This is a genomic window from Maribacter algicola, from assembly GCF_003933245.1.
Classification (GTDB): Bacteria; Bacteroidota; Bacteroidia; order Flavobacteriales; family Flavobacteriaceae; genus Maribacter; species Maribacter algicola.
Genome location: NZ_QUSX01000004.1, coordinates 103,995 through 124,899, shown reverse-complemented (window position 1 = coordinate 124,899; position 20,905 = coordinate 103,995). Strand labels below are relative to the sequence as shown.

Genomic DNA, 20,905 nt, shown 5'->3' with positions numbered 1-20,905 from the left:
AAGTGCTATTGTTTAATTTTTGAAGCTAACAAATAAATTACCGCCATACGAACGGCAACACCATTTTCTACCTGATTGAGTATAATGGACTGTTTGGAATCTGCCACATCACTTGTTATTTCCACGCCACGATTGATGGGACCGGGATGCATGATAACGATTTCCTTGTCCAAACTATCCAAGAGTCTTTTATTCACCCCAAACTGCTGGGTGTACTCCCTTGTAGTTGGGAAATAGCTAATATCTAAACGTTCGTTTTGTATACGCAACATATTGGCTACATCGCACCATTCCAACGCCTTTTTCAAATCCATCTCCACTCCTACTCCTAAGGATTCCACATACTTGGGAATCAATGTTTTTGGACCGCAAACTTTCACGTTTGCCCCTTGAAGTTTCAACGCAAAAATATTGGAAAGTGCAACCCTTGAATGCAGAATATCTCCTACGATAACTACGTTTTTACCTGCTACATCCCCTAATTTCTCCCGAATAGAAAAGGAATCCAACAAGGCCTGGGTAGGATGCTCATGAGCACCGTCACCAGCGTTGATGATCGATGCCTTCACATGTTTGGCCAAAAAGATACCTGCTCCGGGATTGGGATGCCTCATCACTACCATATCCACTTTCATGGATAAAATATTGTTTACTGTATCGATAAGGGTTTCTCCCTTTTTAACGGAGGACTGACTTGCTGAAAAGTTGAGCACATCGGCAGAAAGTCGCTTTTCCGCCAGTTCAAAGGACAGCTTTGTACGGGTGCTGTTTTCAAAAAAAATATTGGCGATGGTAATGTCCCTAAGTGAAGGAACTTTTTTGATGGACCGATTGATTACCTCCTTAAAATGATCCGCTGTTTCAAAAATGAGCTGAATATCCGATTCTTTCAAATATTTGATTCCCAACAAGTGATTTACACTCAGTTCGCTCATTTGTATTACCTATTTATCAAATAAATTATATCCTCCCCGTCATTTTCTTCCCACATCACTTTTACCTTCTCGTTGTCTATGGCATCCACCTGTCTTCCCCTATAATTTGGCTGTATGGGAAGATGTCTGCTGAACCTTCTATCAATTAGGGTCAAGAGCTCAACTTCCCTAGGTCTTCCAAAGGATTGCAGGGCCGTTAACGCTGCATTGATACTACGGCCAGTATACAGCACATCATCAATTAGAACCACTTTTTTATCCTCTACCAAAAAATTGATTTTCGTCTTGGTCGCCTCCAAGGTTTTTTCGCCCCTCCTAAAATCGTCTCGATAAAAGGTAATATCCAAAAAACCTAAATCTATGTGCTTCACCTTATACTCTTCCAATAGAATTTTAACCAGTCTTTCAGCAACATAAATTCCCCTGGGTTGTATCCCAATGAGTACCGTATCCTTAAAATCTTCGTGATTTTCAAGCAGTTGACAGGCCAAACGATGTAGGATGATATTTATTTCCTTGGAAGAGAGTAAGACTTTTTGACCCATAGTTCGTAAGTCGTGCTTTGAACTCGACAAAAATAGGGAATAAACTTCAAATAGTCAGACAACAATTTTTGTTCAATTTTCCGTGGTGACCCATTTTAAGCTAGAAAAGCGAAACTAAAAATACTAAACCCTGAATTTGATAATGATTATGTGAAATGAAAATGGCAATCAATCTTTCTGCCTGTTGGAAATAAGAAAGTTGATATTTTTAGTAAAAATCTTGTTAAAATGCAAATAAAACATCCTATAAATTTATAATTTGTTAATCGTCAATCTCATCCAATACTATGAAATAGGCCATGGCCATTGATGATGACCCCCAAAGGTTTTTTAGCAAAACTACATCATCGGGCAGCAAGGCTTGATCGATTAAAAACAACAAATTCAAGCATTATGAAAAAAATTGTCCCTTCGATTGTTTTAGGCCTCCTAACCATTTTTTTGGTCCAGTCCTATTCGGAACTTTCCCAAGAGTATGTTTTGCTGGAAAAAATAAAGACCAGGCTCGTTGACTATAGGCAGAATCGAGCCCCGGAAAAAACCTACCTCCATACGGACAAGGACGTTTACACCAATGGCGATACCATATGGTTCAAGACCTATCTTCTTGATGGGATAACACACGACGTTTCAAGTAAAAGCAAGGTTATCTACGTTGACCTGGTAAATGACCGTGATAGTGTTGTGGCCCAGCGAAAGTTGTTCGCGAATGACAAGAGCGTTGCAGGGGATATTCAAATAGACGAGAAAATCCCCCAGGGAACCTACACCTTACGAACCTACACTAAATATATGCTCAATGAGGAGGAACCTTTGATATACCAAAAAAGGATTCCCATTTTGGTTCAAAAACTGGAGCAAGGATCAAGTTTGGACGGCTCAATGCCATATAGGTCCTTAGAAGGATTTGGGGCCACTACGCCTCAATCCGTTTCCGGAATCCCAAAAATCAAGTTTTATCCCGAGGGAGGCGATTTGGTCTCAGAACTTCCAGGAACTATTGGTATCGAGGTTTTGGACGATAACGGAAACGGTGTTGCCCTGAAAGGTGACATCATAAGTTCCGAAGATGAAATAGTAACAAGCTTTGAGTCCCATGAATTCGGTTTGGGAAGGGTTCGGTTCATCCCAAGGGAAGGCAGAAAATACCGCGCCAATTTTACCGTGGATTGCAAGGAATATGCCTACCCATTGCCTGAGTCGGTTTCCTCCGGGTATCTATTAAATCTCCAAAACAGGGAGGACCACATCTTGGTCCAAGTGGCCAGTAGCCCTGACCGTACTTTGGAAGGTACTCTTTTGGTAGGCCATCTGCGCGGCGATCTCATTTTCAAGAGAATCGGGGAGCCTTCGGATAAATCGTCCTATGCCACAAAGATTTTTACGAGTGAGTTGAAAGATGGCGTGGCGCACTTTACCTTGTTTGCATCCAATGGGGAACCGCTGGCGGAACGTTTGGTATTTATAGACGATCCAAAAAACGATGCTCAAATGGCTTTCTCCGCTCCGGCCAAAGTCTATGGGAAAAGGGAAAAGGTGAATCTCGCCGTGGTACTGACCGATGCCGACGGCAGCCCGTTGAAAGGGGATTTCTCCGTGGGTGTCGTTTCCAAAAATGGCATTGACCAAAGCCATGCCAACTCATTTAAAAGTTGGCTGCTCCTCAATTCGGATCTAGGGGGAAGGATAGCCGATCCCGAATTTTTCTTCGAGGACGGTTCCAAGCACCGTAAGTTTTTGTTGGACGCCTTGATGCTTACCCGGGGTTGGCGAAGGTTCGTTTGGAAGGACATGCTTTCGGACAGTTTGGCGCGGTTGCCAAAAATTTCCCCGGAAAAAGGTATCATGGTACGGGGAAAGACCACTAAGTTCAATCTGCCGAATAGGCCAAAGGAGACATCCGTTACCCTGAATTTGTACGGGGTTGATCTGATCAATTCAAAGCAAAAAACAACTGAGAAAGGCCAATTCTCCTTTGGGCCCTTTTATTTTACGGATAGCCTGGAGGCCACAGTAGAGGCACATGATTCCCTTGCTAAATGGGACTCGAAAAAAAGTAATTTTTCCATTGCCCTAGAGGAACAATGGCCAAGGGTGGCCACAACCACAAAGGGGCAACAGGCCCAAAACACGATTCAACTATTAAGGGAATACGCCAAGGAAGAATACCAAAGAAAGGTTACGGACTATATGTACGACCCGGTCGGTGTGACCCAATTGGAAGAGGTAACGGTCACCGATAAGGACAAAAGGTTGACCAGACACCAAATGGCGACCAATTCGAATCCTACAGCCAGAATGACCACAGGTCCATTTTCAAGTCGGCTTTTCAGGGAAGATGTACTAGGGAACGAAGCAATGAGTGCCATAGATTTATTGAATAGAGTTGCGGGAGTTTATGTAACTGGTTCTTATCCAATGCAACAAATAAGAATAATGGGTACTAGGAATACCATTTTCGCAGGTGGAGATCCCTTGATTCTGGTAAATGGTACTACCTCAACTGTGGACTTTCTTCAACAATTAAGGGCAATAGAAATAGAATTTATAGATGTGGTCAAAGGGCCTGATCTCGCCTTTTTTGGATCCAGAGGAGCAAACGGGGTCATTGGCATTTACACGAACAAATCCTATGAAGAGTTAGTCGCACAGGAACAATACCCTGGTGTGGTATCGTTTATGGTCCCTGGCTTTAATAAAACGAGGGAATTCTATGTCCCTGACTATTACGAAGGGGACCCAAGAAAACCTGATTATCGTACAACACTGTTTTGGAACCCTGATTTGACCTTTAGTAATGCAGGACTATCCAGTGTGGACTTCTTTACAGGGGACAAAACCGGAATGTTCCAGGTAAGGGTGGAAGGCATTACAGAGGATGGAAGGCCCATGGCTGGACTTTATGATATTGAGGTGGTCAATGAGTAACCAAAACCTATTTAAGTAACAGATTTAGCTAACCTAAAAAAGAGAGTGAAAAAAAACCTTGACCAAATGGTCAAGGTTTTATAAAGTTTAAATTCTAAAGAAAATAGTTACTTCTTCTTTTTGGAATCCGCTTCCATTTTATCCTTTAACGCTTGCAAGGCATCGTTGGCATCCCCAAGGGTCGGTTTTGCCTCATCTGCCGCAACAGCCTGTCTTTGTGCTGCCGCTTTTACATTGCGTTGTTCCTCTTCCCTGAAGATAGCGGTATGACTAGCTACAACTCGCTTGAAGTCCTTATTGAACTCAATGATCTTGAATTCAGCCTCATCGCCTCGTCCTAGTTTTTTACCATCTTCCTTTTCAAGGTGACGCTGTGGAATAAAGGCGGTGATATCCTCATTAAAGTCTATGGTAGCACCTTTGTCCACTACATCGGCGATAGTTGCTTTGTGGACGGTTCCAACAGCGAACTCCTCCTCATATTTATCCCATGGATTTTCAGTGGTCTGTTTGTGACCCAAACTCAACTTACGTCCTTCCACATCCAATTCCAACACCTCTACCTCTAAGGTATCACCTACGTTGGTGAACTCAGATGGATGTTTGATTTTCTTGGTCCAAGATAAATCGGAAATATAGATAAGACCGTCGATACCTTCTTCCAACTCAACAAAAACGCCAAAGTTGGTAAAATTACGAACGATACCTTTATGTCTGGAACCTACCGGATATTTAGAAGTGATATCTGTCCAAGGGTCTGGCGTCAATTGCTTGATACCAAGGGACATCTTACGATCCTCCCTATCCAATGTCAATACAACTGCCTCAACCTCATCCCCAACTTTTACGAAATCCTGAGCGGAACGTAAGTGTGTGGACCAAGACATTTCAGAAACGTGGATCAAACCTTCAACACCTTCAACAACTTCTATAAAGGCGCCGTAGTCTGCAATAACAACCACTTTACCTTTAACCTTATCGCCAACCTTAATTTCATCACTTAGGGCCTCCCAAGGATGTTTTTCCAATTGCTTAAGACCTAGTTGGATTCTGGATTTATTCTCATCAAAATCAAGAATAACAACGTTCAATTTCTGGTCAAGTTCAACAACCTCGTTCGGGTGGTTGATCCTACTCCAAGAAAGGTCCGTAATATGAACAAGTCCGTCAACACCACCAAGGTCGATAAAGACACCGTAGGAAGTAATGTTCTTAACAACGCCTTCCAATACCTGTCCTTTCTCTAACTGGCTGATGATTTCTTTTTTCTGTTCCTCGATGTCCGCTTCAATAAGTGCTTTGTGCGAAACAACAACGTTTTTGAACTCGTGGTTGATTTTAACAACTTTGAATTCCATTGTTTTGTTTACGTATTGATCGTAGTCCCTGATAGGCTTCACGTCTATTTGTGAACCTGGCAAGAACGCCTCAATACCGAATACATCCACAATCATACCTCCTTTAGTTCTGCACTTAACAAAACCGGATACGATTTCTTCCTTGTCATGAGCTGCATTTACCCTATCCCAAGCTTTGATGGTACGTGCCTTTCTGTGAGACAAAACTAACTGTCCGCTTTTGTCCTCACGGATATCGATCAACACCTCAACCTTGTCACCAACCTTTAAATTAGGGTTGTAACGAAACTCGTTCAAGGAGATTACGCCTTCAGACTTGGCATTGATATCGATAATTGCCTCTCTATCTGTCAAATACACTACCGTTCCTTCCACTACTTCCTCATCGGCAGTATCCACGAAATTTTCGGCAACCAATTCTTCAAATTCCTTTAGCTTGGAATCATCTACTCGTTCGATTCCTTGCTCGTACTTTTCCCAGTTGAAATTTTCCAAAAACTCCTGTGGGTCCTGCTTAGGGGTTTCCTGTGCAGCTTCTTGTGTAGTAGCTTCTGTAGTTTCTTCTACTTCCGCTGTTGTTTTTTCTTCAGCCATTTGCTGATTTAAAATTTGTATTTCATAACCCAATCAAGATTTAAGCAATGGTCATGAAAGTTATTATTTATCTATTTTTAGTCTTTTTTCTATCTTGATTCACTTGCTGAAAAAAGGAGTGCAAAAATACAATTAAATTCCTTATCACACAATATGTTGAAGTTCAACAAATCCACCGGGAATAGAATTTTTTGAATATGGGAGGGTTTTACACAATAATCCTTACCTTCACTGCATAAATATTAACCGTTAAATTGAATTAAATTATGAGCGTAAAGGCAAAGTATCAACCCGTTTTGGACCTAGGTGAACAACTTGGTATCAAAGATGGAAATGTAACCGTTGAAGGTGATATCCTAAAGGTAAAAGGAATGGCAAATACCCAATATGAGAAAAACATTATTTGGGACAAAATCAAGGAAATAGGTGGAGAAAGTCCTTCCGATATAAAAGCGAACATTACCGTTGAGGACGATTCAGTTTATCATAGGCATACTGTAAAAAGCGGAGAATCTCTTAGTAAAATCGCTAAACATTACTACGGGGACCCCATGAAATACAAGCAAATTTTCGAAGCCAATACCGGTATTTTGAAAAATCCGGACCTAATACATCCAGATCAGGTATTGGTTATCCCAAATTTATAAGGATGTATCCTTGAAGAAAAAAACCGTCGGAAAATCCGACGGTTTTTTTATTTATTTTTTTCAATGACCCTAAGCGTATGTTCATAGATACGCTCAAATTGCTGTTCTAGCCCCATATCGCTATTATCAAACTCTATAGCATTCTTTGCCTTGGTTAGGGGGGAGTTTTCCCTATGGGAATCTATATAGTCCCTTTTTTGAACGTTTTCCAGAATATCCTCATACTTTACAACCTCGCCCCTATCCAACAGTTCCTTGTAACGCCTTACCGCCCTTTTTTCCGGACTGGCAGTCATGAATATTTTGAGTTCCGCATTGGGAAAAACAACGGTCCCAATATCCCTACCGTCCATGACCACCCCCTTGTCCTTACCCATATCCTGCTGCAGGGAAACCAATTTTGACCTCACTTCCTTAATTTCGGCAACTTGACTTACATTTTTGGAAACATCCAAGGTGCGGATTTCCCTTTCCACATTCTTACCGTTTAAAAACATTTCAGCAAAGCCCATATCCGAATTGAACACGAATTTTAATTGAATCTTGTCCAAATCATTTAGCAGTCCTTTCGTGTCAACATGGCCCTCATTCACAAAGCCGTTTTGCATGGCGTACAAGGTTACGGCCCTATACATGGCCCCTGTATCTACATACACGTATTCCAGTTTTTTGGCCAGCTGTTTCGCCAAGGTGCTTTTACCCGTTGAAGAAAATCCATCTATAGCTATGGTAATCTTATTCATTTTATAAATATAGTAGAAAAAACCCGCTACAGCTTTTTGGCGTCCTTTACTTTTTGATTCGTAATTGCAATATCGATTACTTCGGACATCTCTGTCACGTAGTGAAATTTCAGTCCCTTTAGATAGGATTCCTTGATTTCTTTGACATCCCTTTCATTATCGGCACAAAGAATTATTTCCTTTATACGCGCCCTTTTTGCCGCAAGAATTTTTTCTTTGATTCCACCTACCGGTAACACTTTACCTCGCAGTGTAATCTCCCCGGTCATGGCCAAACTCTTCTTAATCCTTTTTTGTGTAAAAAGGGAGACCAAGGAAGTCAACATGGTGATACCCGCACTGGGGCCGTCCTTTGGAGTGGCACCTTCCGGCACATGAATATGTACGTTATACTTCTCAAAAATAGAGGGGTCTATACCAAACCTTTGGGCATTGGATTTAATATATTCCATGGCAATGGTGGCCGATTCCTTCATCACCTTACCTAGATTACCCGTAATACTTAAATTGCCCTTTCCTTGTGACAATATGGATTCTATAAAGAGGATATCTCCACCAACACTGGTCCAGGCCAAACCGGTAACCACACCGGCCACTTCATTGTTCTCATATTTGCTGCGTTCCATTTTTGGCGCACCCAAAACTTCTTCCACATCCGCATTGCTAATCTTCACATTGTATTCTTCTTCCGTGGCAATGGATTTTGCGGCATAGCGAACCATTTTTGCGATTTGCTTCTCCAAAGAGCGCACACCGGATTCCCTGGTATAACCTTCAACAATTTTTTCCAACTGGGGTTTTCCAATTTTCAAGTGGGTCGAGTTCAAACCATGCTCCTCCAATTGTTTGGGCAGCAAATGTCTTTTTGCTATTTCCACCTTTTCCTCTATGGTATAACCGCTAACATTGATAATTTCCATTCGATCCCTTAAAGCGGGCTGTATATTACCCAGGTTGTTCGCTGTAGCCACGAACATCACCTTGGATAGATCATAGCCCATTTCCAGGAAGTTATCATAAAAATCGTTGTTCTGTTCAGGATCCAAAACCTCGAGCATTGCTGAAGAGGGATCACCCTGATGACTATTGGACAATTTGTCAATTTCATCCAATATAAATACTGGATTGGAAGTTCCGGCTTTTTTTAGACTCTGAACTATCCGGCCAGGCATGGCACCTATATAGGTCTTTCTATGACCACGAATTTCCGCCTCGTCCCTTAAACCTCCCAATGACATACGTACATATTTTCTGCCCAAGGCCTCAGCTATGGACTTTCCCAAAGAGGTTTTACCCACACCGGGAGGTCCGTATAGACATAAAATGGGGGATTTCATATCATTTCTCAGTTTTAAAACTGCCAGATACTCGATAATCCTTCTTTTTACGTCCTCCAGTCCATAATGGTCTCTATTAAGAATACGTTCCGCTCGTTTTAAGTCGAACTTGTCCTTGGAATATTCGTTCCATGGCAAATCCAACAGCAGGTCCAGATAGTTTCTTTGAATGGAATATTCCGCCACTTGCGGGTTCATTCGCTGCATTTTGGCAAGTTCCTTTTCAAAATGCTCCTTTACTTTTTTACCCCACTTTTTCTTTTTCGCACGCTCGCGCATTTCCTCCAATTCCTCATCATAGGAAACCCCGCCAAGTTCCTCTTGGATGGTCTTCATCTGTTGATGGAGAAAATATTCACGCTGTTGCTGGTCCAAATCGCTGCGCACCTTGGACTGAATATCATTTTTCAACTCCAATTTCTGGAGCTCGATGTTCATATATTTTAAGGTGGCCAAGGCCCTGTCCTGCAAGCTCCCAATTTCCAATAATTCCTGTTTCTCCTTTACTGGTAAATTGAGGTTGGAGGAAACAAAGTTTATCAAAAAGGAATCGCTCTGTATATTTTTGATGGCGAAAGAAGCTTCACTAGGAATATTTGGATTGTCCCTAATGATTCTCAAGGCCAAATCCTTAATGGAATCGATGATCGCCAAAAATTCACTGCTCCCCTTATCCGGCCTAATTTCCTCGGTTTCACGCACAGTTGCCGTGATATATGGCTTTTTGGTCAATACTTCGGCAATCTCAAAACGTTTTTTTCCTTGGATAATTACGGTTGTATTCCCATCGGGCATCTGCAATACCCGTAAAATACGGGCAACCGTACCCAACGTATTGATATCCTTGATATCAGGGTTTTCCGTTTCCTCATCCTTTTGGGACACCACCCCTATCACTTTACTACCGTTATTGGCATCCTTTATCAATTGGATGGACTTGTCCCTTCCGGCGGTAATTGGAATTACGACACCGGGAAACAAAACCGTATTCCTAAGGGGTAGAATAGGTAAGGTTTCGGGCAATTCCTCACTATTCATTTGCTCCTCGTCCTCTGCGGTAAGCAACGGAATTAACTCGGAATCCTGATCGATGCCCTGTAAAGACATATTGTCAAAATTTGAAAATTTAGAATCTTCCATACTCATATATCGGTCATTCTGTCATTAAACAGCGTGCACTTTTTTTATCGTTCAAAATTCAAAAACCCTTGATAGACCATGCTTACAGGGTTTATGTCGTTTTAATTGTCTTTCTACGCCCTATCCATTTCAATTCCTGTGCCATTTATATAGTAACCGATCTTGTATTTTTTGGTTACTATAAAACAAAGAATACAAATACTAAAGTTCTCTTATGACCCTGCACGGATTGCCAAAGGCAAGCGTATTATCCGGTATGTTCTTGGTGACGACACTTCCTGCCCCAATAGTAACATTTTCACCTACGATAACCCCGGGACAAATAACAGCGTTGCCGCCGATCCAGACATTATCGCCAATTGTTACGGGCAAACTTTTAGTTATATAGGGCGCACCGTCATTATTATTTACCAATATCCTCTCAGAGGCCCTTAAAGGATGGGAAGCCGTATAAATCTGAACGTAAGGTGCTATGAGCACATTTTTTCCAATGCTAATCTTGTTATTGTCCAAAAAGGTGCAGTTCATATTCACGAAGGTGCCCTCTCCAATCGAAATATTATTCCCATAATCACAATAGAAAGGAGACTCTATCCACACCCCTTTTCCTATATGCTCAAAAAGTTGAGATAGGATTTCCTGGCGTTCCAACACTAGGTCAGCATCCAAATCGTTGAACTTCTTGACTAGACTTCTTGCACGAAAATACCTCTCCAAAAGTTCAGGATCCCTGGAATTATAGACCTTTCCCTGGAGCATTTTTTCCCTTTCTGTCATCGCGTAAATTTATTGTTAGTCCAAATTTAGTTTGTAACAAAAATTCAATTTAGAAAAACTTTTCGGTCAAAACTGTAACAATAGGTAAATTGAGTCATCTCTTAGACAAACCAATCACTTTTTGAGCCAAAGTAAGGTACATATTGATGATTTATTGCAATCGTGCAAGGAAGGTAAACAAAGTGCACAAATGGAAGTTTACAATCGGTATTACAAAGCTATGTACAACACTGCTTTGCGAATTGTAAAACATAGTGCAGAGGCCGAAGACATTATGCAGGAGTCGTTTTTGAACGCGTTTACGAAACTGGATACTTTTAGGGGCGAGGTTACTTTTGGCGCATGGCTTAGGAGAATTGTAGTGAACAACAGTATTTACCATTACAAAAAGCAACGGAAAAAGAATGAAGTTGCGCTGGACGATTTAATGTACAAGGTCGAAGATAATGACGGAATTGCTTCGGATCATGTGTTTGCTGAACAAAAGGCTCAAAAAGTAATGGAAACCATGAAACGCTTAAAAGACAATTACAGAATTTCTTTGACCTTACATTTGATCGAGGGTTACGACTACGAGGAAATTAGTTCCATAATGAATATGAGCTATGCCAATTGTAGGACCACCATTTCCAGGGCAAAGGAAAGTCTTAGAAAAGAATTATTAATTGAGAACTGATGGAAAAAGATAATCTAGAGAATTTGTTCAAAACACTTCAAGGCCGTTTTGATACGGAAGAACCAGCATTGGGGCACCAAGAACGTTTTTTGGCCAAACTGAACAAGGCCAATCAAACCGTTTCATTGTCCAAAACTCACTTCATTTGGTGGAAACCTTTGTCCATAGCGGCTTCCATGGCGCTTTTGGTTGCATTGGCGTATGGCGCGATGGATTCCAATCCCAGTTTGGAGGAGCAAGTAGCTGAAATCTCGCCCGAAGCGGCCAATACCCAGTTTTACTTTGCAAGTCTCATCGAGCAGCAAATAAAGGAGTTGGAAGCTGAGGAAACCCCTGAAACAAGAAAAATAATTTCAGACACCTTGGACCAGCTTAAAAAACTGGAACAGGACTATAAAATGTTGGAAAATGAGTTGTTAAACGGGGGTAACAGCAAATTAATACTAAGTGCCATGATTACCAATTTCCAGACAAGGATCGACTTGCTGAACGACGTTTTAAACCAAATCGAAACTATAAAAAATATAAAAAATTACGATGACGAAATGAACCAAAATATTCTTTGATCTATCAAAGACCAATAAACGGTTCATTGCTTTTGTCCATTAAAAACAATAAAAAACATACAAATGAAAACATTACTATTTAAATATAGCCTATTGCTAATCTTCCTTTTTCCGGCGATACTATTGGCCGATAATGGCGGAAAACTAAACGGTAAGTACACCAAGGAAAAGACCATTAAAAAAGAGTTCAACGTAAATCCCGATGCACTTTTGAAGGTAGATAACAGCTATGGTAATTTGAACATTACTTCATGGAACGAAAATAGGATCATGATCGAGGTCCATATTAAGACCAATGGCAACAATGAGGAGAAAGTACAGCAAAAACTGGATGAAATTTCAGTGAATTTTGACGCCAGTAGCTCTATTGTATCCGCAGAAACGAAATTTAACGACAACAAAAGTGGCTGGGGCTGGAATTGGGGCAGAAGCAACAATGTGAACATGCAAATCAACTATACCATTAAACTTCCCGTCAAAAACAGCATAAATCTTGACAATGACTACGGATCCATAATATTGGACAGAATAGACGGCCATGCAAAGATTAGTTGTGATTATGGAAGGCTGGAAATTGGGGAACTTAGGGGCAGAAACAATCAATTGAATTTTGATTACACCTCAAACTCCACCATAGGATTCATAAACAGCGGTGAGATCAAAGCTGATTATTCAGGCTTCACCATTGAAAAAGCGGGAAACCTAAAAGTCAATGCCGATTATACAAATGTCAAAATAGACCAGATGGAAAACTTGGATTACGGCAGTGATTATGGAAAAATGGAAGTTGGGGATGCAAAAAATGTACAGGGAAATGGTGACTACATTACCATAAAATTGGGAAGTATCCATGGGAATGTTGATATTTCATCTGACTATGGCTCCATACGGATCGAGGAACTGGCCCAAGATGCAGGCAATGTCAATATCAGGTCAGATTACACGGGGGTTAAAATAGGTTATGACGCCAACTACCACTTCGACTTCGATATCACCACCAGTTATGCGGGCGTGAGCGGAAAAGATGATTTTGTTATCAATATCAGTGAGGAAAAGTCGACCTCCAAGCACTATAAAGGCTACTATGGAAGCCAAGCAAGTGGAAATATGGTTACCTTGAACAGTGACTACGGAAGCATCAGTTTTATCAAAAATTAATATCAATCAAAAGCTGAACGATGTTCAGCTCAAAATCAATTAAAAATGAAAAAAATCACAACACTAGCCATTGTTTTGGCCATGACAGTTTCCTGCTCTGCACAATGGGGCAAAAAAATAAATGGTAATGGGGACGAGGTTACCATAAACAGAAGCACAAGCGACTACGATGCCATTGGTGTATCGGGTTGGTTCGATGTACATTTGGTAGATGGCAAAGAAGGTCAATTGACACTTACAGGGGAATCGAATCTATTAGAATACATTATTACCGAAGTAAAAAATGGAAAATTGGAAATCAAGACGGAAAAAGGGGTCAACTTAAAACCTTCCTCTTGGAAAAATGGTATCACGATAACCGTTCCCGTTGAAAGCGTGGATGCCATTGCACTATCCGGTTCGGGAGATATTGAGGGTAAGACCACGATAAAAACAGACAATTTGGAAACGGCTATGTCCGGATCCGGCGACATTACCTTGGATGTGGATACAAATACGGTAAGTGCCAGTATGTCCGGGTCCGGAGATATTACGTTAAGTGGCAGTACCCGGGATTTTGACGCTACCATTTCCGGGAGTGGGGATATTAAGGCCTTTGACATGGAAGCCGATAATGTGGATGCAACAGTATCCGGCTCGGCGGACATTAAGGTGACCGCCAATAAAATGCTAAAAGCGAGGGTTTCAGGTTCCGGGGATATTACCTACAGAGGAAATCCTGAAAAGATAGACACCAAAACCTCCGGTTCCGGAGATATTTCCAAAGGATAAAATCAAACTGCGAACAATCAACAACTGTAGAAAGGCCTCTTATTCAAGGGGTCTTTTTAGTTGCTTGACCCGTGTAAGCAACAACATACCAACGAGGAAAAAAACACCTAAAAAAATAATTGCATTTCGCATACTACCCGTAAACTGTGCAATAAAACCATACAAAAAGGTACCTATGATAATTCCTATTTTTTCGGCAACATCATAGAAACTAAAAAAAGAGGTGGTATCCTTAGTCTCGGGGATGAACTTGGAATAGGTGGAACGTGACAGGGCCTGAATGCCGCCCATCACCAATCCAACACATCCGGCGGCTATATAGAAATCCATCGGTGTAATCAAAAAATACGCATATACACATATGACGACCCAAAGTGCGTTTACCACGATAAGCGTTTTTATATTTCCAAAATTCTTTGAGGCCCAAGCGGTAACGGAAGCCCCAAATATGGCCACAATTTGAATGACCAGGATACTTACGATCAAGCCTGTAGTTCGTTCGGTATCAGAGCCCCAACCTATTTCTTCCTCCCCAAAATAAGTAGCGATCAACATTACGGTCTGCACGGCCATACTGTATACAAAGAATGCCCCTAGATATCGCTTTAACCGAGTCTGGTTTCCTAACTGGTGCCATACACTTTTTAACTCCCTAAAACCGTTCAAAATAACATTGGTCCGTTCTCCTTCGCGCTTGTTCCCCTTGGGGAGGTAGTAAAAACTATACTGTGCAAAGACTATCCACCAAATGCCAACGGAAACAAACGAGTATTTCATTGCCTTGATTTCGGCCACACCAGCGGCATCCGTGGTAATCCCAAAAACTTCCGGTTTCATGACCATGGCCAAATTCACCAATAACAACAAAACACTGCCTATATATCCTAAGGAAAACCCTTTTGCACTAACGGCGTCCTGCTGTTCTGGATAGGCCACATCTGGCAAATACGAATTATTGATGGCAAAACTTACCCAAAACCCAACAAGTCCAAAAAAGTAACAAAGCAGTCCGAAATAAATATTTTCAAGTGAAAACCAACTTAGACCAATGCAGGATAAGCCACCCAAATAACAAAAGAATTGCATGAAGATTTTCTTGTTCCCTAAATAATCCGCAATTCCAGAAATCAAGGGGGTAATGATCGCGATAAACACAAAAGCGAGGGACGTCGTGTAGCTAATCAGCGGGGCCCTTGCGATTTCAACCCCAAAAACGTTTACCTTTTCAATTTCCGCAACGCGAAAAAGTGCTCCGTAAAAAATAGGGAAAACGGCTGAAGAAATCACCAAACTATAGACGGAATTGGCCCAGTCATAGAACGCCCAAGCGTTCAATAGTTTTTTACTTCCTTTTAAAACCAGTGTTTTCAATATTGGGTAAAATAAAGGCCGTTCCCTAGAACGGCCTGAATATACAATAAAAATGCATGTATTATTTAAAACTGGTCACTCCAAATTTAGCGGCCTCTGCTGCGGCTTCCGGTGCCCAAGCCGTTAAGTTATTTATCCTGGTATCATTGGATGGGTGGGTACTCATAAATTCAGGTGGTGCCTGCCCCCCACTCTGAGCCTTCATTCGTTTCCAAAGCTCTGCAGCTTCATAAGGGTTGTAACCCGCGATGGCCATTATTTGCAAACCAATGCGATCGGCCTCCGTTTCATGGCTGCGGCTAAAGGGCAACATAGCCCCAAGTTGTGAGCCTATACCATAGGCCTGATTGAACATATTCCTTTTCTGGGGATCCTGTATGGCAATGTTACCGGCAACCGCTCCCAACTGCTGTAAAGTACCGGCGCTCATCCTTTGGGCACCATGATCGGCCAAGGCATGGGCAACCTCATGACCCATGACCACGGCTACACCGGTCTCCCCGTTGCAAATGGGCAATATACCGGTGTAGAAAACTATTTTACCTCCAGGCATACACCATGCGTTTACCGTTTCGTCCTTTACCAAATTGTATTCCCACTTATAGTCATTCAAATAGCCGGGGTGTCCGTTAGCGGAAAGCCAACGCTCCGCAGCCGATGAAATTCTTTGTCCTACCCTAGTTATCATATGTGCCTCCGTGGTTCCCTTAACGACATTATTTTCGCCCAAAAATTGATCATATTGGGCAAAGGCCATTGGAAAAATTTGACTGTTAGGATAAAAATTCAATGTTTTTTGACCTGTAAATGGATTTACCTTACAAGCGGAAACCGCCAAAAACAGGGTAATTATCAAAACTATTCTTTTCATGGTATTAGTGTTTTTCAGTGTTTTCGAAAATTACAAAAATATTATTTTGGGGTTAGATGCAAAAGGGTAAAGTTTTTGTCTATCAACATTGAATTATCTCTAGTGAACTGTATGGAATTCAAATCCACTTCCTCATTGTCCACCTGAACCTTTCCTATTTTAAAAGGCAATCCGTAAAAATTGAATTTCAGTTTTTCATAACTGGTCACAAAACTACCATCCTTGAATTGCTGGATGGTCAAAGACTTTTCCTTACCGGTCAATTTAAAGTTTCGCAACGAATACCTGCCCTTTTTATAGTCATAGCCATCCTGAGCGTCCTCGTATACCTCAGAGGTTTCTATCCCGATCTTGAAATAGGTATCCAATATCAACTCTGTTATCTTTATTTGACCTACATATTGCTGAACCGGATATTTTGGTATAACGGCCCCCTCTTTTACATATATGGGTATTTTGTCCAACTCAGCGGTTACCCAACGCTCCTTGCCACCGCTCAAAAATTCCTGGTTCCAAAAATCATACCAGTTTCCTTTTGGAAAGTACATTCTCCTTCCATGGGCATTTGGTTCTTGAATGGGACATACCAACATTTGATTTCCAAAAATGAACTCGTCCGTTCTGAAATGGGTCTGGGTGTCTTCTTGGTCATAATATACCAATGGTTTCAACATAGGCACATGTTCCTTACTATACTTATGGAACATGGTATATAGGTATGGTAATAACTGATACCGAATTTCCACGAATTTTCGAACGATATCCGTTATATCCGCCCCAAAGGACCAAGGCTCCTGATCTCCGTGATCTCCACTGGAGTGCACCCTACAAAATGGATGGAATACGCCCAGTTGAACCCATCTTGCAAAAAGTTCTCCATTGGGTTGCTCCGCAAAGCCTCCTATGTCAGAACCAACAAAAGAATAGCCGCTCATACACATGCGCTGCACCTGTACATTGGCAATCCACAAGTGTTCCCATGTGGCAACATTATCCCCTGTCCATGTAGATGAATATCTTTGGGTACCTGCAAACGCAGCCCTTGTAATTACGAAAGGTCTTTTTGGGTATACATATTTTTTGACGCCCTCATAGGTTGCCCTAACCATTTGCATACCATAAACATTATGTGCCTTTCTATGAGTACAGGGATGGCCATCGTAATTATGTCTGGTATCTAAAGGAGCCGTCTTGCTGGGAACTTCCATCACCGCGGGCTCGTTCATATCGTTCCAAACAGCGTGTACCCCAATGTCCGACATAAATTCCTTATACAGTTCCGCCCACCATTCACGTACCTCGGGATTCGTAAAATCTGGAAAATTACATTCCCCGGGCCACACCTTCCCATGCATCAAAGGGCCATCTCCCCGCTTACAGAAATAATCGTTCTCCAGAGCCTCTTGGTATACCCAGTAATCGCGATCGATCTTGATGCCCGGGTCGATCATTACCACGGTCTTGAAACCGTCTTTCTCCAATTCCGATATCATTCTTTTTGGGTCCGGAAAATGGTTCCTGTCCCACGTAAAACATCGGAAACCATCCATATAATCGATATCCAGGTAGATGGCATCACATGGGATTTTGTGCTCCCTAAATTGTTGGGTAATTTCCCTTACATTACTTTCTGGGTAGTAACTCCATTTAGACTGGTGAAAACCAAGGGCCCAAAGGGGTGGCAGATCTGGAGTTCCCGTTAAATTGGAGTAAGCAGATACCACGGTTGCCATATCAGGGCCATAGAAAAAATAATAGTCCATCTCGCCACCATCCGCCCAAAAACTGGTAATAGTCCTTTTCTCGTATGCAAAATCAAAATGGGTCTTAAAACTATTGTCGAAAAAAATACCATAGGCCTTTCCCCTGTTCAATCCAATATAAAAGGGAATGGCCTTATAAAGTGGATCTTGGTCCTTCCCATAAGCGTAGGAGTCCGTCACCCAGTTCTCAACACGTTTTCCCTTTAAATTGCTGTGGGCAGATTTATCGCCCATACCGTAGTAACTTTCACCGGTAGGGGTCATTTTACTCATTTTTACCGTGTTGCCGCCATATTCATAATTTTCCTCCCAATGAAAACCCGCTTCGTCTTCGTTGATTATGTTTCCCTCCAAATCAGAAATCTGGGTACGTAGGGACATCTTGTCCACCAAAAGCTGCAATCTGGCAGTCTTAACAAGATATTCCGTTTCGGATTCGGTTACTTCCAGAATACTGTAGCCCAGTGAAGCCTCTTCATCTATGGCATAGGAAAAATCGGGCTCAAAGACATGGTTCGTGGCATATCTGAACCTGAGCACACTTCCTCGCAAAATGGTCACTTGAAGAATTACCCCATTTTCCGTGGTAAAATAAAGTTTATCATTGTCCTGTTTAAATGCGACAATGTGATTGGGATACAAATTTCCTTTATATTCCAACTCCGTATTTGTAATCATATCATCTTGGTTATTGATATCCGCAAAAGAAGAACAATATCGTATAACTTAAAAAACATTATTTTAAAAATAGGCTATAAAGACCGAAGCAATAATGAATGTTATTTCATTATAACGATACCCAAGGGGGGAATTGTAATCTCTACCGATTTTTTTTGCCCATGCCATGGCTTGTTGGCGGTCTTTATATTGGCATTCACTCTGTCCGTTCCTCCATATTTAGCAGCGTCACTGTTCAATACCTCTTTCAACTTTCCTTTTTTAGGCATGCCAATCCTATAATTTTCCCTTACTACAGGGGTAAAATTACAGGCTATGACGAGATCGTTCTCCGCATCATGGCCCTTTCTGATGTATGTAAGTACGGAATTTTCATGATCCCCATAGTCTATCCATTGAAAACCTTCAGGACTGAATTGCTTTTCATACAAGGCAGGTGAATTTTTATAAAGTGAATTTAAATCTTTCACAAATTGCTGTACACCTGCATGTGATTCATATTGTAGCAAATGCCAATCCAAGCTATTCTGAAAGTTCCATTCCGCCGTCTGGCCAAATTCTCCTCCCATGAACATCAATTTGGTTCCTGGATGCGTGAACATATAGCCGAATAACAATCTCAAATTGGCGAATCGTTGCCATTCATCCCCTGGCATACGATACACCAAGGACTGCTTACCATAAACTACCTCGTCATGGGAAAATGGCAGCATGAAATTCTCCGTGAAGGCATAGGTCATACTAAATGTAAGGTCGTTCTGATGATGCTTTCTGTAGATGGGTTCTTTCTTAAAGTATTCCAGGGTATCGTGCATCCAGCCCATCATCCATTTCATCCCAAAACCAAGACCTCCGTATTCCACGGGTCTTGATACCCCAGAAAATGCAGTGGACTCTTCTGCAATGGTTTGAACCGCACCTTGAAAACTAGCCTGTACCTCTTGATTGAGCTCCCTAATGAACGACATGGCCTCCAAATTCTCGTTATTTCCATACATATTGGGTTCCCATTCGCCATCCTCCCTAGAATAATCCAAGTATAACATAGAGGCAACGGCATCCACCCGTAAGCCATCCACATGAAATTGATCGAGCCAAAAAAGCGCATTGCTTATCAAGAAGGCCCGCACTTCATTCCGTCCATAATTAAAAATCAAACTCTTCCAATCTGGGTGGTATCCCTTTCTTCTGTCAGGATGTTCATAGAGGTGGGAACCATCAAAATAACCCAATCCATGGGCATCTTCCGGGAAATGGGATGGCACCCAATCCAAAATAACCCCAATATCATTTTGATGAAATGTATCTACCAAAAATTTGAACTCTTCGGGCGTACCAAACCTGGAGGTTGGCGCAAAATATCCGGTCAATTGATATCCCCAGGAAGGGTCGTATGGATATTCCATCACGGGCATAAACTCCACATGCGTATATCCCATTTCCTTTACATAGGAAACCAGCTCTTTGGCCAACTCCTTATAGCTGAGCACATTATTGCCCGCGTCCCTTTTCCAAGAGCCCATATGGACTTCATAGACGGAATAGGGCCTGTCCAAGCCGTTTTTATCTTTTCTGTAGCCCATCCAGGCTGAATCCTTCCACTTGTAATCGGCTGACCAAACGATGGAGGCCGTTTTGGGCGGATGTTCGCACAATCTGGCAAAGGGATCTGCCTTCTCCGTCCAAATATCATTATTATGGGATTGGATTTTATACTTATAAATGGCTCCTTTTTGGACATTGGGGATAAAACCTTCCCAAATGCCACTGGAATCCCAGCGAACGTTCAATTTGTGTTCATCGGCATTCCAATAATTAAAATCGCCAACAACGGATACGGATTTGGCGGACGGGGCCCAAACGGCAAAATAGGTACCTTTTATACCGTCAACTTCTATAATATGGGACCCCAATTTATCATGTAAACGATAGTGTTTGCCTCCTTTAAAAAGGTCGATATCAAAATCTGTAAACAGCGAATGAGGTATTACTTTGGACATAATTTCACGTTTGGTTTGCCTGTAAATCTAATCAACTTTAAGCGATA

The 20,905-nt window shown here is 41.7% G+C and carries 16 protein-coding genes; 6 read left to right on the top strand and 10 right to left on the bottom strand.

Features of this window, described 5'->3' with window-relative positions; all coding sequences use genetic code 11:
* Window positions 1-5: 5 nt before the first annotated feature.
* Together DZC72_RS16750 and pyrR are read right to left on the bottom strand one after the other, a co-directional pair.
* A complete protein-coding gene (locus tag DZC72_RS16750; RefSeq protein ID WP_125224078.1) occupies window positions 6-935 on the bottom strand; it encodes an aspartate carbamoyltransferase catalytic subunit in 930 nt (309 codons plus the stop codon).
* Window positions 936-940: 5 nt separating this feature from the next.
* The gene (gene pyrR / locus DZC72_RS16745) at window positions 941-1,480 is read right to left on the bottom strand and encodes a bifunctional pyr operon transcriptional regulator/uracil phosphoribosyltransferase PyrR (RefSeq protein ID WP_125224077.1); all 540 of its coding nucleotides are present in this window, start codon (window positions 1,478-1,480) and stop codon (window positions 941-943) included.
* Window positions 1,481-1,873: 393 nt separating this feature from the next.
* Between pyrR and DZC72_RS16740 the strand changes: the two genes are divergently transcribed.
* Window positions 1,874-4,408, top strand: a complete 2,535-nt coding sequence (locus DZC72_RS16740; protein ID WP_165869343.1) for a TonB-dependent receptor plug domain-containing protein — start codon at window positions 1,874-1,876, stop codon at window positions 4,406-4,408.
* A 107-nt stretch (window positions 4,409-4,515) separates the two neighbouring features.
* Here the strand turns inward: DZC72_RS16740 and rpsA are convergent, their stop codons facing one another.
* Entirely contained in the window at window positions 4,516-6,360 is a 1,845-nt protein-coding gene (gene rpsA / locus DZC72_RS16735; RefSeq protein ID WP_125224075.1) for a 30S ribosomal protein S1, read from the bottom strand.
* 266 nt (window positions 6,361-6,626) lie between these two features.
* Here rpsA and DZC72_RS16730 point away from each other — a divergent pair, with 266 nt between their 5' ends.
* The gene (locus DZC72_RS16730) at window positions 6,627-7,007 is read left to right on the top strand and encodes a LysM peptidoglycan-binding domain-containing protein (protein WP_125224074.1); all 381 of its coding nucleotides are present in this window, start codon (window positions 6,627-6,629) and stop codon (window positions 7,005-7,007) included.
* Window positions 7,008-7,054: 47 nt separating this feature from the next.
* Here DZC72_RS16730 and cmk read toward each other — a convergent pair whose 3' ends face one another.
* The 3 genes from cmk to DZC72_RS16715 all read right to left on the bottom strand — a co-directional run bounded on the left by cmk (window position 7,055) and on the right by DZC72_RS16715 (window position 11,004).
* A complete protein-coding gene (gene cmk, locus DZC72_RS16725; RefSeq protein WP_125224073.1) occupies window positions 7,055-7,750 on the bottom strand; it encodes a (d)CMP kinase in 696 nt (231 codons plus the stop codon).
* Window positions 7,751-7,776: 26 nt separating this feature from the next.
* Window positions 7,777-10,227 carry an endopeptidase La gene (gene lon / locus DZC72_RS16720; RefSeq protein ID WP_125224072.1) on the bottom strand — a complete coding sequence of 817 codons (2,451 nt, stop codon included), beginning with the start codon at window positions 10,225-10,227 and terminating at the stop codon, window positions 7,777-7,779.
* 201 nt (window positions 10,228-10,428) lie between these two features.
* Entirely contained in the window at window positions 10,429-11,004 is a 576-nt protein-coding gene (locus tag DZC72_RS16715; RefSeq protein ID WP_125224071.1) for a sugar O-acetyltransferase, read from the bottom strand.
* A 121-nt stretch (window positions 11,005-11,125) separates the two neighbouring features.
* Here DZC72_RS16715 and DZC72_RS16710 point away from each other — a divergent pair, with 121 nt between their 5' ends.
* From DZC72_RS16710 to DZC72_RS16695, 4 genes are all read left to right on the top strand, one after another.
* The gene (locus DZC72_RS16710) at window positions 11,126-11,680 is read left to right on the top strand and encodes an RNA polymerase sigma factor (RefSeq protein ID WP_125224070.1); all 555 of its coding nucleotides are present in this window, start codon (window positions 11,126-11,128) and stop codon (window positions 11,678-11,680) included.
* Window positions 11,680-12,246: a hypothetical protein gene (locus DZC72_RS16705; protein ID WP_125224069.1), complete on the top strand. Its 567-nt coding sequence runs from the start codon at window positions 11,680-11,682 to the stop codon at window positions 12,244-12,246. The genes DZC72_RS16710 and DZC72_RS16705 overlap by 1 nt, the downstream gene beginning before the upstream one ends.
* 63 nt (window positions 12,247-12,309) lie before the next feature.
* Window positions 12,310-13,404: a DUF4097 family beta strand repeat-containing protein gene (locus DZC72_RS16700; protein WP_125224068.1), complete on the top strand. Its 1,095-nt coding sequence runs from the start codon at window positions 12,310-12,312 to the stop codon at window positions 13,402-13,404.
* A gap of 45 nt (window positions 13,405-13,449) precedes the next feature.
* Window positions 13,450-14,175 carry a head GIN domain-containing protein gene (locus tag DZC72_RS16695; protein WP_125224067.1) on the top strand — a complete coding sequence of 242 codons (726 nt, stop codon included), beginning with the start codon at window positions 13,450-13,452 and terminating at the stop codon, window positions 14,173-14,175.
* Window positions 14,176-14,214: 39 nt separating this feature from the next.
* On the opposite strand, the gene DZC72_RS16690 is transcribed toward DZC72_RS16695, so the two are convergent.
* The 4 genes from DZC72_RS16690 to glgB form a co-directional block, all read right to left on the bottom strand.
* Entirely contained in the window at window positions 14,215-15,549 is a 1,335-nt protein-coding gene (locus DZC72_RS16690; protein WP_125224066.1) for an MFS transporter, read from the bottom strand.
* Window positions 15,550-15,607: 58 nt separating this feature from the next.
* Window positions 15,608-16,417 carry a M48 family metallopeptidase gene (locus DZC72_RS16685; RefSeq protein ID WP_125224065.1) on the bottom strand — a complete coding sequence of 270 codons (810 nt, stop codon included), beginning with the start codon at window positions 16,415-16,417 and terminating at the stop codon, window positions 15,608-15,610.
* 41 nt (window positions 16,418-16,458) lie between these two features.
* Entirely contained in the window at window positions 16,459-18,858 is a 2,400-nt protein-coding gene (locus tag DZC72_RS16680) for a glycoside hydrolase family 31 protein (RefSeq protein WP_125224064.1), read from the bottom strand.
* Window positions 18,859-18,959: 101 nt separating this feature from the next.
* Window positions 18,960-20,858 carry a 1,4-alpha-glucan branching protein GlgB gene (gene glgB, locus DZC72_RS16675; RefSeq protein ID WP_125224063.1) on the bottom strand — a complete coding sequence of 633 codons (1,899 nt, stop codon included), beginning with the start codon at window positions 20,856-20,858 and terminating at the stop codon, window positions 18,960-18,962.
* Window positions 20,859-20,905: the final 47 nt, after the last annotated feature.